The sequence below is a fragment of the Nocardia sp. NPDC058658 genome (assembly GCF_042716665.1).
Classification (GTDB): domain Bacteria; phylum Actinomycetota; class Actinomycetes; order Mycobacteriales; family Mycobacteriaceae; genus Nocardia.
In genome coordinates this window covers 283,375-297,969 of record NZ_JBHXRR010000003.1, presented here as the reverse complement: position 1 = coordinate 297,969, position 14,595 = coordinate 283,375, and the positions used below count along the sequence as shown (strand labels likewise).

Here is a 14,595-nt window from a genome sequence, read left to right as displayed (position 1 = left end):
TCGGCTGCGAAGTGTGCGGCTTCGCGATGGTCACACATCTACGCCTCCCATGCCTCCGCCAGCAGCTGCCGCGTCTCGCGCAACAACTGAGGCATCACCTTCACCCCGCCGACCACGGTGATGAAGTTCGCATCCCCGCCCCAGCGCGGCACGATGTGCTGGTGCAGGTGGTCGGCGAGCGAACCACCGGCCACCCCACCGAGATTGAGACCCACGTTGAATCCGGCAGGCCGCGAGACCTGCTTCATCACGCGAATGGCCCGCTGCGTGAAGGCCATCAGTTCCGCGCTCTCGGCGGGCGTGAGGTCCTCCAGGTCGGCTACCCGGCGGTACGGCACCACCATCATGTGCCCTGGGTTGTACGGGTACAAGTTGAGCACGGCGTAAACATTCTCGCCGCGGGCGATGATCAGGCCGTCTTCGTCCGACATCTTGGGGATATCGGTGAACGGATGCCCGGTCGCGTCCTTGGGTTTGACCTCACCGGTGATGTAGGACATCCGGTACGGCGTCCACAGCCGCTGCAGGCGATCGGGCTGCCCCGCGCCGGCGTCGACGATCTCACCGGCGCCGGGGGCGATGGGCTCGCTCATGAGGAGACCTTGACGATCTCGAACCCCTCCGCGGTGGGCGAGGCGTTCTCCCGGTTGCGGACCCAGGCGGTGATGGTGGCGATCGCGTCGGCGACCGGCACGGTGTTGACCTGGGTGCCGTCGCGGAACCGGAAGCTCACCGCGTCGGCTTCGACGTCGCGCGCGCCTGCCAGGAGCATGAACGGCACCTTCTGCGCGGTCTGGTTGAAGATCTTCTTCTGCATACGATCGTCGCTGCGGTCCACCTGAGCCCGCACGCCCGCGTCACGCAGCTGCTCGATCACCGAATCCAGGTGCGGGGCAAAGTTTTCCGCGACCGGGATGCCGACGACCTGCACCGGCGACAGCCACGCGGGGAACGCACCGGCGTAGTGCTCGGTGAGCACGCCGAAGAAGCGTTCGATCGAGCCGAACAGGGCGCGGTGGATCATCACCGGACGCTGCTTGGTGCCGTCGGAGGAGGTGTATTCGAGGTCGAACCGGTCGGGCAGGTTGAAGTCGAGCTGCACGGTCGACATCTGCCAGGTGCGGCCCAGCGCGTCCTTGACCTGCACGGAGATCTTCGGGCCGTAGAACGCGGCGCCGCCCGGATCGGGCACCAGATCCAAACCCGAAGCCTCAGCGACCTTTTCGAGGGTTTCGGTGGCCTCGGCCCACAGCTCGTCCGAACCCACGTACTTCTTCGGGTCCTTGGTGGACAGCTCGAGGTAGAAGTCGTCGAGGCCGTAGTCCTTCAGCAGGCCGAGGACGAACTGCAGGGTGCTGGTGAGCTCGGCGTGCATCTGCTCTTTGGTGCAGTAGATGTGCGCGTCGTCCTGGGTCATGCCGCGCACGCGGGTCAGGCCGTGCACCACGCCGGACTTCTCGTAGCGGTACACCGAACCGAATTCGAACATGCGCAACGGCAATTCGCGGTAGGAGCGGCCGCGCGCCCGGAAGATCAGGTTGTGCATCGGGCAGTTCATCGGCTTGACGTAGTAGTCCTGGCCGGGCTTGCGCACGGTGCCGTCTTCGTTGAGCTCGGCATCCAGGTGCATGGCCGGGAACATGCCGTCCTTGTACCAATCGAGGTGCCCGGAGGTCTCGAACAGCGCGCCCTTGGTGATGTGCGGGGTGTTGACGAACTCGTAGCCCGCCTCGATGTGGCGCTGGCGCGAGTACTCCTCCATCTCCTTGCGGATGATGCCGCCCTTGGGGTGGAACACCGGCAGGCCCGAACCGAGCTCGTCGGGGAAGGAGAACAGGTCCAGTTCGAGGCCGAGCTTGCGGTGGTCGCGGCGCTCGGCCTCGGCCAGCAGCTCCAGGTAGGCGTCCATCGCCTCGGTGGATTCCCACGCGGTGCCGTACACGCGCTGTAGGTCCTCGCGGTCCTGGTCGCCCCGCCAGTAGGCGGCCGAGGATCGGGTCAGCTTGAAGGCGGGGATGAACTTGGTGGTGGGGATGTGCGGGCCGCGGCACAGGTCACCCCACAGCTTTTCACCGGTGCGCGGGTCGAGGTTGTCGTAGATGGTCAGCTCGTTGCCGCCGACCTCCATGATCTCGGGATCGTCGATGCCGGACTTGTCGCTGATCAGCTCGAGCTTGAACGGCTCGTTGGCCAGTTCGACGCGGGCGTCGTCGACCTCGACGACACGACGCGAAAAGCGTTGCGCGCCTTTGACGATCTTCTTCATCCGGGATTCCAGCTTGGCCAGATCCTCGGGGGTGAAGGGCTTGTCGACCTGGAAGTCGTAGTAGAAGCCGTCCTTGATCGGCGGGCCGATGCCGAGTCTGGCGTCGGGGAACTCCTGCTGCACGGCCTGGGCCAGCACGTGTGCGGCCGAGTGCCGGATCACGCTACGTCCGTCCTCGGTGTTCGCGGCGACCGGCTCGACGTCGACGTCTTCTTCCGGGATCCACGACAGATCCTTGAGCGCACCGTCGACATCGCGCACGACCACGATCGTGTCGGGTCCCTTGGTGGGCAGGCCCGCTTCCCGCACCGCTGCGCCCGCGGTAGTCCCCGCCTGCACCCGGACGAGAGCGACTGGACGGATGGGTGCAGAGGTGGTCACGGGAATGTTCTCCTTGACATCGTGGGCCGGGTCGATCCGGCCGTTCGCGCGCAGGGTCCTTCCTGCGTCGCCCATGCTATCGGGACCGCCGACAGGCCGTGACGATGGACCTACGACCGCGTGTTGGTGAACGACAGCGCAGATTCGCGTCGGCAACGGTGAGGCGACCGCGCTTTCCGGCCGAACCAGCGTCGAGCGCAATCCGCCACGCCGCCTACGATCCCGTCGTTCCGCGTGGCCGAGAGCGTCGTTTCAGAGCCGGGCCCGCGCGGCGGCGGCGAGGCGTTCCGCGCGATCGGCGGGCGCGCGTTTCGGACAGCTGGTGCACATTTCCCGACCCGGCGCCTCGTAGACCAGGCAACACGAGGCGCGACGAACGAACGTGCGGCCTTCGACAGTGACGAATCGCGGGGTCGGCAGGCGCGAGCCCACATCCGCCGCCAGCCGGGTCGCCGCCTCCGGGGAGCCCGCATCCAAGGCTCGGTTGCCTATTGCATCGGCGACGACCGCCCACAACGAGGGTGCCCCGGCCCCGGAAACAGCCGCGACCTGGGAGATCACGGTGGTCAAGGTGTCGCGCAGGGCGGTCGCGACCTCGTCGTCCGCTGCCGCACCGCTCTCGCCGCCGACGTCCGAGCGCACAGATCGCCCGTTGGCGTCGACCGGCACCCGGCGGAACCGCACGTGCTCGACACCACCGTCCGGGCGGACCACACAGTCGAATTCGCCGAGCGCGGCGACCGGAGCCGGGGTGCCTGCCGCGTAGGCGACGGCGATCTGCTCGACCAGCGTCGAGGCGACCATGCACCACCACAGCGTGCCCGCGACTCTCGGCACATCGGTGCCCCAGGTGTGGCTCATCGCGTCGATCTTGGCGGCGACCCAGCCCGGGTCGGTGAGGAGGTGGCCGGGAGCGGTGCTCACGACATCAGGGGACTGCGTAACCATGACCAATCGACTCCGATCCACCCTGCGACCATCGAAAACGTACCGAGCAGCCACAACGTCACCATGACGAGGGCGAAGGTACCCACCGCGCCGAGCACCTTGATGAACCAGCCGCGCGAGGTGTACCAGTCCATGACGATCCGGTACTTGCCGCGCACCCAGGTCAGGGCGTGATGGGCCCAGGTGAACTCGGTGGCCAGGATGCCGAATCCCGCGAACACCAGCGCCCAGCCGGGTCCGGGGTACGGGATCGTGATGATCCCGATCAGCAGTACCAGTCCGCCGACCACGCCGACGACGATGCGGTAACCGAGCTCGAGGGTAGGGCGATGCGCGAGGCCTTCGCGGAAGGCGCGCCAGCGCTCCTTGAAAGCGGCGAACCGCCCCGATCCGGCGGAATCGGTGTCCGCGGGATCGGAGCGGTCGGTGACGCTGTCGGCTGCGGTCGGATCGCTGGTCATCGTTCCAGCCTACGAGTCCGACCGTCGGCGGTCGCGGCGTCGTTATCCGGTGACGACCGGCGTGGCGTGATCGTCGATGGCCGCGACCCCGTCGACGGTCACCGACAGCACCCGCGCACCCGCGATATCGAAGAACAGCCCCGACAGCTCGAGCCCACGTTCGGCAACGGCACGCCGCACGGCGGGGTTGCGGCTCAAGGTCTCGAGCTGCACGGCGACGTTGACCATGCTCAGCTGATCCACCTCGCTGTACCCCGCTTCCCTGGCCGCGGCGGCCACCGGGTGACCCGCGCGGAACCGTTGCAGCGTCGGCTCGGCGTGGCGCAACCAGGAACCGAGCCCACCGCCCGCATCGGCGGCGGAGTGGACCGCTTTCATCGCCCCGCACGAGGAGTGCCCGCAGACCACCACCGTGCGGACGGCAAGGGAGTCCAGCGCGAAGGTCAGCGCCGCTTCGACCGAATCGTCGCCGCTGACCGGCACCAGGTTGCCGACATTGCGCACGGTGAACAGGTCACCGGGGCCGCTGTTGGTGATCACATTGGGCACGATCCGCGAATCCGAGCAGGTGAGGAAGAACGAATCCGGATCCTGATGCGCCCCGTCCAGGTGCGGGCGCACCACGTGGGCGTGGCTGCGATGGAAGGCCGCGACGCCCGCGGTCACCGCCGCACCACCGGATTTCTGATGCCGCCACGGGCGCAGCATGTCGTCGATGGCGGCGCGCGCGAACCCGCGGGTGGGCGGCGAGGCCGGGGTGGCTGCCATCTTGGCGTGCCCGATTTCGACGAAATCGATACGGCCGCCGGTGCTGTCGTGTTGACGCTGCCAGTCCTCGATCGCCTCGAACGCGGCGTGGTCGAGGAAGTCGACGGTCATCTCGACCGTCACATCGACTCCTGCGGGCACCTTCGCCAGTTCAGCCGACAGTGTCGGCAGGGCGAGGAAGGTGCACGAGCCGTCGATGTGGACCTGCCAGGTGCCGTCGGGCAGCGGTGCCGCCTCCACCCGCACGCGCACGACCCGCCACAGCAGCAGACCGAACGCCAGCGCCAACCCGATGATCACGCCTTCGAGTAGATTGGTGAACACCACGCCGAGCACGGTCACCACATAGACCAGCAGGTCACCGGTGCGGCGCGCGAGCCGGATGTGGGCCAGCTTCACCAACTGCGTGCCGATCACGATGAGCAGCCCGGCCAGCGCCGCCTTGGGAATCTGTTCCACCAGCCCGACCAGCGCGACCGAGAACAGCAGAATCCAGAGTCCGTGCATCACCGTCGAGGCCCTGGTTCGGGCGCCCGCTTGCACATTGGTGGCGCTGCGCACGATCACGCCGGTGATCGGCAGCCCACCGACCAGGCCGGACAGAACGTTCGCGGTGCCCTGGCCGATCAGTTCCCGATCGAAACCGGTGCGCGGACCGGTGTGCATCTTGTCGACGGCCACGGCCGAGAGCAGGCTCTCCACGCTGGCGATCAAAGCGATGGTCAGCACCATCATGGCGACGGCGGTCCAGTTACCCGACGGCAGTTCCGGCAGGCCGAGCGCGTCGAAGACCGACCCGTTCAGCTCGATGCGTTCGACATCGGACAGGCCCAGCGAGAGTACGGTGCCCACGAGCACCGCGACCAACGGGCCCGGTACCGCGCGCAGCTTCGGCGGGACGTACTTCCAGCCGAGCATCACCGCGATCACCACGGCGCCGACGATCGCGTCGTCACCGTGCAGCGACAGCAGCTGTCCGGGCAGTTCGATCAGGTTGCGCAGCGCGGTGCTGTGCGAGGAACCGCCGAGCAGCACGTGGATCTGCTGCAGGGCGATGGTGATGCCGATCCCGGCCAGCATGGCGTGCACCACCACCGGCGCGACGGCGAGTGCGGCCCGCGCAATTCGACTGAGCCCGAACAGGATCTGCAGCACACCGGCGGTGACCACGATGAAACAGGTGACACCCCAACCGAATTGTGCGATGGATTCGGCGACGACCACGGTAAGGCCGGCGGCGGGACCGCTCACCTGCAGGACCGACCCGCCGAGCAGGCCCGCGACCACACCGCCGATCACGGCGGCGATGAGACCCGCGGCGATCGGCGCACCGGAGGCGACGGCGATGCCGAGCGAAAGGGGCAGTGCCACCAGGAAAACCACGATGGAGGCGGGGAGATCGTGACGCAGCAGCGTCTGTTGCCACGCGGGGCGGGGCGATTCATCCGTGCGGGGCGGGGCAAGGTCGTTCTCGACAGACATGACTCTCCTTCGCCGACTCCCGGCGCTGGTTTCGAGCAATCCAGCGCCGAGGCCGATCATCACGGGGACGGTGGTGAAGCAAAGGGGGCGAGCAAGAGACCGGTGCGACGGCGAACCGGCTGCTGATGGATCCAACCTATTGGTAAAGAATTGGCAAAGCCAGTGTGCCGCAGAAACAGTGGGTCTCGCCATAACGCCTGGCAGTCTGTGGTGTGACCCACAACCACCCGGGTTTACACCGGTTCGGCGGCGATCTCGCGCGTCTCGTCGAACCCGGAGATCCCGTCGGCGTTGATCTCGATCACCCGCGCGGTCGCCAGGTCGAAGAACAACCCGGTCACCGCGACACCGCGTTCGGCCATTCCGGCACGGATCGCGGGGTAGTCGACGAGGGTCTGCACCTGGCGGGCGACGTTGACCATGCCGAGTTGGTCGACCGGGCCGAAGCCCGCGAGTGCGGCGGCCGCCGCGACGGGATGGCCCGCGTGGAACTCGGCCAGGGTCGGTTGGGCGTGCGCGAGCCAGTCGTCCAGGCCGGGCCCGGCTTGGACCTGCCCGTAGAGGGCTTCCATCGCACCGCAGCCGCTGTGCCCGCACACCACCACCGAGCGCACGTCGAGTTTGTCGAGCGCGTAGATCAGCGCGGCCTCGACCGAGACGTCGCTGCCACCCACCGGGACCAGGTTGCCGACATTGCGGACGGTGAACAGGTCGCCGGGGCCGCTGTTGGTGATGATGTTGGGCACGATCCTGGCGTCGGCGCAGGTGAGAAAGAAGGTGTCGGCGTCGGGGCGGTCGCGAAGGCCGTGCAGGTGCGGGCGCAGCAGGTGCGCGGGCCCGCGGTGGTAGGCGGCGATGCCCGCGGTGATGGCGTCGCCGGTCCCGCCGGTGCGGCGCCACGGCCCGATCGCCTCGTCGATCACCTTGCGTGACTGACCACGTTCGGGTGGTGCGGCGTCGGCGCGGGCCATGCGCGCGGTGCCCATTTCGACGAAATCTACGGTATCACCGGCGAATTCGCGTTGGTCGGCCCATTCGGCGATGGCCTCGCTGGCCGCGTGGTCGAGGAAGTCGACGGTCATCTCCACCGTCACGTCGACACCGGCGGGGACCTCGGCCAGTTTCGCCGAGAGTTTCGGGAGGGCGAGGAAGGTGCAGGAGCCGTCGATGGTGACCAGCCAGCGCGACGATCCCGGCACCGGTGCGGCGGTGATCGTCACCTTGACCACCCGCCACAGCAGGACGGCGAAGGCCAGCGCGAGCCCCATCACCACACCTTCGAGGAGATTCGCGAAGACGACCCCGGCGACCGTGACGACATAGACCAGCAGGTCACCGGTGCGCAGCGCCCGTTTGATGTGGGCGAGTTTCACCAACTGCATGCCGATGACGATAAGCAGTCCGGCCAGCGCGGCCTTCGGGATCTGTTCCACCACCCCGACCAGTACCACCGAGAACACCAGAATCCAGATGCCGTGCAGCACAGCGGAAGCCCTGGTGAGCGCCCCGGCCCGAACGTTGGTGGCGCTGCGCACGATCACGCCGGTGACCGGCAGCCCGCCGATCAGGCCCGACAGCAGGTTGGCCGAACCCTGGCCGAGCATCTCGCGGTCGAAGTCGGCGCGCTGCCCGTTGCGCATCCGGCCGACGGCCACCGCCGAGAGCAGGCTTTCCACGCTGGCGATGAGCGCGATGGTGAGCACCGTGAACACCACATGCCACCACGCCCCTGTCGGCACCTGCGGCAGGGTCATCGAGTCGAACAGGGAGGCGTTCAACACAATTCGCTCGATCTCGGTGGGCAACACCATCGCCAGCCCGGCACCGGCGAGGATCGCGACCAGCGGCGCCGGGACGAGGCGGATCTTGGTCGGTAGGTACTTCCAGCCGAGCAGGATCGCCATGACCGCGGTGCCGACGACCACATCACCCCAGCGCGCGTCACGCAGCTGGGCGGGCAGCGCACTCAGATTGGCCAGGCTCGAGCTACCCGACACCCCACCCAGCAGAACCAGAAGTTGTTGTAGCGCAATGGTGATGCCGATACCGGCGAGCATCGCGTGTACCACCACCGGCGCCACGGCCAGCGCCGCGCGGGCGATCCTGCTGAGCCCGAACAGGATCTGCAACACACCCGCCACGGCGACGATGAAACAGGTTGCTCGCCAACCGAACTGCGCGATCGTCTCAGCGACCACCACGGTCAGCCCCGCCGCGGGCCCACTGACCTGCAACGGCGAACCGCCCAGCAGTCCGGCCACCACACCACCGACAACCGCGGCGATCAACCCGGCGGCCACCGGTGCGCCCGAGGCCACGGCGATACCGATCGAGAGCGGTAGCGCCACCAGGAACACCACCACGGACGCGGGAAGATCGTGTCGCAGAACAGCTTTCCATCGGGGGCCCTGAGCATTGTCGGTAGCCATCATTCTCCTTCGCCGCGAGCGGACTCGGCGGTTCATCGGTCGAACATGCACTGGCAATAGAGGCGAACGGCTTCGTGGAGCTCTGACTCAAAACGCGAAGACCGCGACAATGGTAAAGAACTCCTCAAGCGCTAGGAAAGCCTTTCGGCGAGATTGTGATCAATCGCGGCCGATTTGTGATATCAGTCACATAGCAGACTGTCGGCCAACCGGCGTTGGGTCGCCCGGTCGAGACCGGCGCCGGTCGCCCAGGCCGCGGGGCCGCCGTACTCGGTGTCGAGGTGGGTCAGGAACTGGCGCATGGTGGTGGCTTCGGCGGCGAAAACCCAGGCAGGCACCCGGTTGTCCGGTCGTGGGCCGCGGGCCCGCAGCGCCGCGAGGTTCGGGGTGGTCGCGGCGTAGTCGGCGATGATGTCGTCGGTGCGCACCCCGACGACGGCGAGCAGCAGGGCGACCACCACGCCGGTGCGGTCCTTGCCCGCGGCGCAGTGGATCAGCGCGGGCAGGTGCCCCGAGGTGGCGAGCAGGCGCAGCACGGCGGCGATGTTCTCGCCGCTGTGCTCGAGGTATTCGCGGTAACGATCGAACAGGCTCGAGTCGGGTGCGACTTCGGTGAGGTCGAGGCGTACCCGGCTCGCGCCGTAGACGTGCAGGTTCCGGTAGGTCGCGACGGTGTCGACGATGGAACCTGTTCCGTCGGTGACGGTTTCGTCCGGTGCACGCAGGTCGACGATCGTGCGCAGCCCGCACTCGCCGAGCAGGAACGCCACATCACCGGCGTCCAGCCCGGTCAGCAGATCCGACCGCAACACCCGCATCCGGCGCACCTGCCGCCCGTCCACCGTGCGCAGCCCGCCCAGATCCCGCGCGTTCACCGCACCGCGCAGCGGCAGTTCGCGACCTGTCGAAGACGTCTCACCGTTGGTCATCGCATTCCGATCTCACAGGGTGGGTCGGATGCTCCTCCCTTCGCGCGCGCACCGCGTCAGCGATCACGAACATCGATGGCCGGATCGGTTCGTGCGATGGCGGTCGACAGCGGTGCTCGCGCCGCAGCGTGGCGAGATCCAGCGCGGGTGAAACGATCAGGAATCGAGAAGTTTCGAGGTCGGCGCCGTGGAAGCATTGTTTCTATGTGGATTCGACAGTTCCATCGTTGGCTGGCCGTCGGGTTTCTCGCGGCGGTTCTCATCACGGTGCTCGGGTTGGCGCTCAGCGGACCGGAATGGGTGGTTTACCTACCGCTGATTCCCCTGGCCGGACTGTTCCTGTCCGGTGCGCTGATGTTGGTGAAGTTCGTGCGCGGCCGGTCGGTCGCGGCGGCGTTCGGCGGGAGTTCCGGCCGCATCCGCCAGATACATCGATGGTCGGCGGTGATCTTCGTGGTCGCTGTGGTCGCCACCGTGATCGCGTTGGCCCAGCCGGAGCCGATCGTGTGGGTGTCGTATCTGCCGTTGATCCCGCTGGCCGGGCTCGTGCTGTCCGGTTCGGTCATGCTGGTGCGGGCGCGGCGCGGCCGGTAGGTCGGCGTCAGCCGATCTCGACCACACGCGCCCACTCGGGTGGGTTGTCCGGGATGTAGTCCGGGTCGTCGTGCCGCCATTGGCGCTCGCGGCGGAACAGTCCGACGACGGTTCGGCAGGCCGGTTGCTGCGACGGCCACGGTGTTTGACCGTCCGTGAGTGCCACGAGCACATCCGGGCGGGTGCGCAGGGCCTTGGTGAAGCCGGTGCGCAGGTCGGTGCCGCCACCGCCGACGAGCATCATGCCCTCGGCCTGGCACAGGGGGTGGGCGATGCGGGCCGCGGCATCGCAGGAGTAGACGGTGACCAGGTCGCGGCGGCCGCCGACGGCGCGGGTGATGGCGGCTACTTCGAGGAGGGCGCTGCCGAGTTCGTCGTCGCTGACCGAGCCCGAGGTGTCGATGACCACGCTCACCTTGGGTGGGGTGCGGCGCAGGCTCGGCAGGACGATGCCGGGCAGTGCCGCGGAGCGTCTGGCCGGGCGTCGGTAGGTGTAGTCCTCGCCGACGCCGGGGGCCGAGGCGGCCGCGCGCAGGGCCGCGCCGAGGAGGTCTCGCCAGGGTTGTGACGGGTGCAAGGCCTCGTTGGCCCAGCGTCGCCACCCCTGTGGTGCGTCGCCGGGGCGGCCGACGATGCCCTGCGCCACCAGGAACCGGACGCCTGCGCGCTGCTGTTCGCTGAGGCCGTCCGCGCCGTCAGGGCCCCATTCCCATTCGCGGTCCGATCCGTCCGCGCCGCTGCCGCAGTCGAGCCACGCCATGTCCTGTGTCTGCCACCCGAGGCTGAATTGGCCGAGGTAGTCCTCCATGAGTTGGCCTGGCGTCAGTCCGAGTGTGCTGGGCAGCACCGCGCCCGCGGGCTGGACCAAGCCGTCGCCGAACGCGTCGTCGTTGATCTCGGCGTCGGCGGCGATGTTCATGCGCAATCGCTCCCCCGGCCCGGTCAGGTCGTGGACGTGGGCGTAGTGGTCGCTGCGCGCGTGGTGCTCGCGCAGCAGGTGCGAAACCTCGTGCACCAGAATCGAAGCCAGCTCTTCCACGGGTGTGCAGTCGACGAACCTGGGCGATACATAGCACCGCCAGTATTTGTCCACGCCCATTGTCGGCGCGGTCGGCGACTCCACGATGTGCAGTGCGTACAGCGCGGTCGCCAGATACGGGCGGGCCGAAACCGCGTGCAGCCGTGCGGCATACAGCTTGTCGAAGTCCAGAGTGATGGTGTTCGCGGTCATCGGCCCACCTTGACGGCCACGCGGGCCGCGGCACGCTCGGCACTCTGTGACACCGACACCACCGCGGTGAGCTGTTCGATCGCCGCGGGTACCTCCCAGTCGTCGCGGCGCAGCGTGGCGAGGGTGGTCGCGGGAACCACCACCAGATCAGGGGCGCCGGTTTCTACGGCCTTGACCAGCAGCGACCATGCCGCGTCCCAGCGAGCCTTCTCCGGTCGTTTGCGGACCGCGGCCACGACACCGTCGAGCGCGGCCTGACGCAGGTCGCCCCGCACCGGCAGCTCGGCGGCGGCGGGATCGGCCAGCAACACCTCCGGGTCCGGCAGATCCATCCGATCGATGCTGGTCAGCAATTCGAAACCGGCGCCGTCGCCGACCGTGCCGCGGATCAGCTGCGACAGCACATCGCGACTCGCGTCCGCCGCGGTGGCGAAGGCGATCAGGCGCAGGGTCATCTCCCAGCTGCGCGGGGACGGCCACGGACCGCCGCGTCGGGTTTCGGTGGTCGGCATCTGATGCACGAGTTTCGGCCGTGCGGCGAGCAGTGTGCACACCGCCCGACGAGCGAAACCCACTGCCTCCGCGAACCTTTCAGGTGCGAGTCGGGGCAGGGTGGCGCGCGGCCATGTTCCACCGAGGCCGCGGACGACCACGTCGTGTTCGTGGGTCCACTGCAGGTGCACGAAACGGTTCGCCAGCGGCGGGCTCAGTTCCCAGCCGTCGGCCGCCGAGGAGCGCGGGTTGGCGGCGGCGACGATGCGCACGCCCGGCGGCAGTTCCAGTGCGCCGACGCGTCTTTCGAGAACCACCCGCAGCAGCGCGGCCTGCACGGCGGGCGGTGCGGTGGACAGTTCGTCGAGGAACAGCAAGCCGCGACCGGCGCGCACGAGTCGCACGGCCCAATCCGGTGGCGCCATCGGCACACCCTGGGTCGCGGGATCGTCGCCGACGATGGGCAGGCCCGAGAAGTCCGATGGTTCATGGACGCTCGCGATCACTGTGGTCAGCGGCAGGTCCAGTGACTCCGCGAGCTGGGTCAGGGCGGCGGTCTTGCCGATACCCGGCTCGCCCCAGAGGAGTACCGGTAGGTCGGCGGCTACAGCCAAGGTCAGCGCCTCCAGTTGGGTATTGCGACGCGGCTCTGTCTTCACCTCGCCGAGCAAGGTGAGGAGTTCGCCTGCGACGTCGAGCTGGGAGTCGGCGTATGCCGGGCGGAGAGTGTGAACAGTCATGTGTGAATCACCTTTGGGTTCAGAAGAATTGGACGGATCAGGAAGTGTTCGAGCTCGGGCTCGGCCGACGGATTACGAGTGCCACCCGGCGCGATCGCACGAGCGGGCCGGTTGACGCAGGGCCCCGCGACTCGCAGATCGGTCGGCCGTTGCGGCCAGGCGCCGATCAGTCGACCGGCGTTGGGCCGTGCGACCAGCACACGAAGTCGATGCGACCGCGCGTGACCGTGTCGACGACTCAGTGCAAGACGGCGTGCCTCGGACGCGCGCGGCGTCCCTTTCGGTCCTTCTGGTGGGCAGGGATGCGGCCGTGACCTGGCGCGGGTAGACCTGCCCGGAACAGCCCGTAGGTGATCCGTTGCCGCACAGCGTTTTCCAGGGCGTCCCGGAGTGGTCCGTCGCGGAGCACCGCGTCGGCACCGAGTCGGGCCTCGACGATGGCGAGGGCGCCGTCGATATCGCCGTGGTCGAGGCGGTCGCAGACGCCGACGAGCCAATCCGGTTGCCGCAGTGACCGGTCGATGGCTTGCAGACAGGGCATCGGGGTTCCGGTCAGGGCCGCGAGGAGTTCTTCGCGGCGGATTTCGGCGGGGTCGTGATCCAGGGCGGCGAGCACCCCGTTCACCAGACCGATCCGGTGGTGTTCGCCTCGGCACGCCACGATCCGATGGCCGGCGCTCGATCCGGCGGTATCGGTGTGCGCGCCGTCGTAGCCGAGCGCCGAAGCGACGAGTGGGTGCAGTTGATCGGCGGCGATCAGGCCGGCGCCGATCAACTCCAAGTCCGGGAGCACCCAGGTCGCCGCGTCCGGCAGGACCGGAAGTGCGGAGATTCCGCCACGCGGGCATTCCCTCGAAATCCGCACGGTGGATGAATTCGCATCCACGTCCAGGACCACTCGTTTGCGCGCACCACACCGCACGAGAACCAGCCCGGACCCCACCCCCTCGGCTCTCAGTAGGAGTCCCGCTTCGTCCGCCCACCGATCGACTGCACAACCCTGCGGCACCGATCCGGTCAGCCCGAAGTCGGAACGACCGGTCTGCACGACCGAACCAGCCGACCCGGAGTCGGAATGACCGGCCTCCAAGACCGGACCAGCCCACCTGGACTGGGCGTGACCAGCTTCCGCTTCCGAACCGGACCAACCGAAGCAGGGTCCGTCTCCCGGAGGCAGCGGCGTCGAGTCGTCTCCGTGCGTGCGTCTCGAGTCGGCCGATTGACCTGTCCCAGCGCGAGTTCGAAGCTCCGCGGCCCGGCGCGAATCCCAGAGGTGACGGTGCAGGTCGAGCCGATAGCGACTGTTGGGTCGTGGGTGTGGGTGCAAGCGCGCGCTGGTCGCGGGGCTCGCCGTGTCCCACAGCGCGAGGCTGATCCGCTGACCGGCCGCCGCCCACGCCGGTGGCGTGCGGACCACCAGGTACACGGAACCGATACTGGGCCTTGGCATTCCGGCATCGAGATCGCCGATACCCTCGGCGTCGTAGCGAGCCAGCGCCATCGTCAACCCGGGCCGCACCAATCCGTCCGGCGCGATTCTGGGTAGATGCCAGCGCAGCAGATCCGGGGCCAGGTACCGCAGGTCGGCCCGTACACGGGCGGCGAGTCCCCGCCCGTGCGTGCGCGCCAACGCCCGAAGGTCCACCTCGACATCGACATGGGCCGCGGCGCACGCCCCGGACCAGTCGCCGACGAGGCGCCGGGCGGTGGCGACCTCGATCATCGGAGGCGGTACGGCCAATTCGCGCACACGAGCCCAGAGATCCAGGCGCGCATCGTCATAGGACGCACGAAAGCCTGGCGGATGTTCTGTGATTTTCCCGCGATCGAGCGGGAGGGAAGCCGGTGCGATGACCGGCGAGGGGCTCAACGGC

General features: G+C 68.3%; 11 protein-coding genes. 1 reads left to right on the top strand and 10 read right to left on the bottom strand.

All coding sequences use genetic code 11. From position 1 onward, the window contains the following. Window positions 1–38: 38 nt before the first annotated feature. The 7 genes from ACFWUP_RS08630 to ACFWUP_RS08600 form a co-directional block, all read right to left on the bottom strand. The gene (locus ACFWUP_RS08630) at window positions 39–593 is read right to left on the bottom strand and encodes an HIT family protein (RefSeq protein WP_379232172.1); all 555 of its coding nucleotides are present in this window, start codon (window positions 591–593) and stop codon (window positions 39–41) included. Beyond that, the gene (gene thrS / locus ACFWUP_RS08625; protein WP_379232170.1) at window positions 590–2,647 is read right to left on the bottom strand and encodes a threonine--tRNA ligase; all 2,058 of its coding nucleotides are present in this window, start codon (window positions 2,645–2,647) and stop codon (window positions 590–592) included. Before thrS ends, ACFWUP_RS08630 begins: the two co-directional genes overlap by 4 nt. Window positions 2,648–2,899: 252 nt before the next feature. Then, window positions 2,900–3,571, bottom strand: a complete 672-nt coding sequence (locus tag ACFWUP_RS08620) for a (2Fe-2S)-binding protein (RefSeq protein ID WP_379232168.1) — start codon at window positions 3,569–3,571, stop codon at window positions 2,900–2,902. Further along, complete coding sequence (locus tag ACFWUP_RS08615; RefSeq protein ID WP_379232166.1) at window positions 3,568–4,056, bottom strand: TIGR02611 family protein; 489 nt, start codon at window positions 4,054–4,056, stop codon at window positions 3,568–3,570. The genes ACFWUP_RS08620 and ACFWUP_RS08615 overlap by 4 nt, the downstream gene beginning before the upstream one ends. A 42-nt stretch (window positions 4,057–4,098) precedes the next feature. Next, window positions 4,099–6,306, bottom strand: a complete 2,208-nt coding sequence (locus ACFWUP_RS08610) for a SulP family inorganic anion transporter (RefSeq protein WP_379232164.1) — start codon at window positions 6,304–6,306, stop codon at window positions 4,099–4,101. A 233-nt stretch (window positions 6,307–6,539) separates the two neighbouring features. Further along, window positions 6,540–8,735: a SulP family inorganic anion transporter gene (locus ACFWUP_RS08605; protein WP_379232162.1), complete on the bottom strand. Its 2,196-nt coding sequence runs from the start codon at window positions 8,733–8,735 to the stop codon at window positions 6,540–6,542. Between the two features lie 182 nt (window positions 8,736–8,917). Next, window positions 8,918–9,664, bottom strand: coding sequence for a tyrosine-protein phosphatase (locus tag ACFWUP_RS08600; RefSeq protein WP_379232160.1), 747 nt, complete (start codon window positions 9,662–9,664; stop codon window positions 8,918–8,920). A gap of 204 nt (window positions 9,665–9,868) precedes the next feature. On the opposite strand from ACFWUP_RS08600, the gene ACFWUP_RS08595 reads away from it, so the two are divergent. After that, a complete protein-coding gene (locus ACFWUP_RS08595) occupies window positions 9,869–10,258 on the top strand; it encodes a hypothetical protein (RefSeq protein WP_379232159.1) in 390 nt (129 codons plus the stop codon). Window positions 10,259–10,265: 7 nt separating this feature from the next. On the opposite strand, the gene ACFWUP_RS08590 is transcribed toward ACFWUP_RS08595, so the two are convergent. The 3 genes from ACFWUP_RS08590 to ACFWUP_RS08580 form a co-directional block, all read right to left on the bottom strand. Continuing rightward, window positions 10,266–11,489, bottom strand: a complete 1,224-nt coding sequence (locus ACFWUP_RS08590; RefSeq protein ID WP_379232157.1) for a VWA-like domain-containing protein — start codon at window positions 11,487–11,489, stop codon at window positions 10,266–10,268. Further along, window positions 11,486–12,721 carry an AAA family ATPase gene (locus ACFWUP_RS08585; protein WP_379232155.1) on the bottom strand — a complete coding sequence of 412 codons (1,236 nt, stop codon included), beginning with the start codon at window positions 12,719–12,721 and terminating at the stop codon, window positions 11,486–11,488. Before ACFWUP_RS08585 ends, ACFWUP_RS08590 begins: the two co-directional genes overlap by 4 nt. Window positions 12,722–12,959: 238 nt before the next feature. Next, complete coding sequence (locus tag ACFWUP_RS08580) at window positions 12,960–14,444, bottom strand: hypothetical protein (protein ID WP_379232337.1); 1,485 nt, start codon at window positions 14,442–14,444, stop codon at window positions 12,960–12,962. Between the last annotated feature and the right edge of the window lie 151 nt (window positions 14,445–14,595).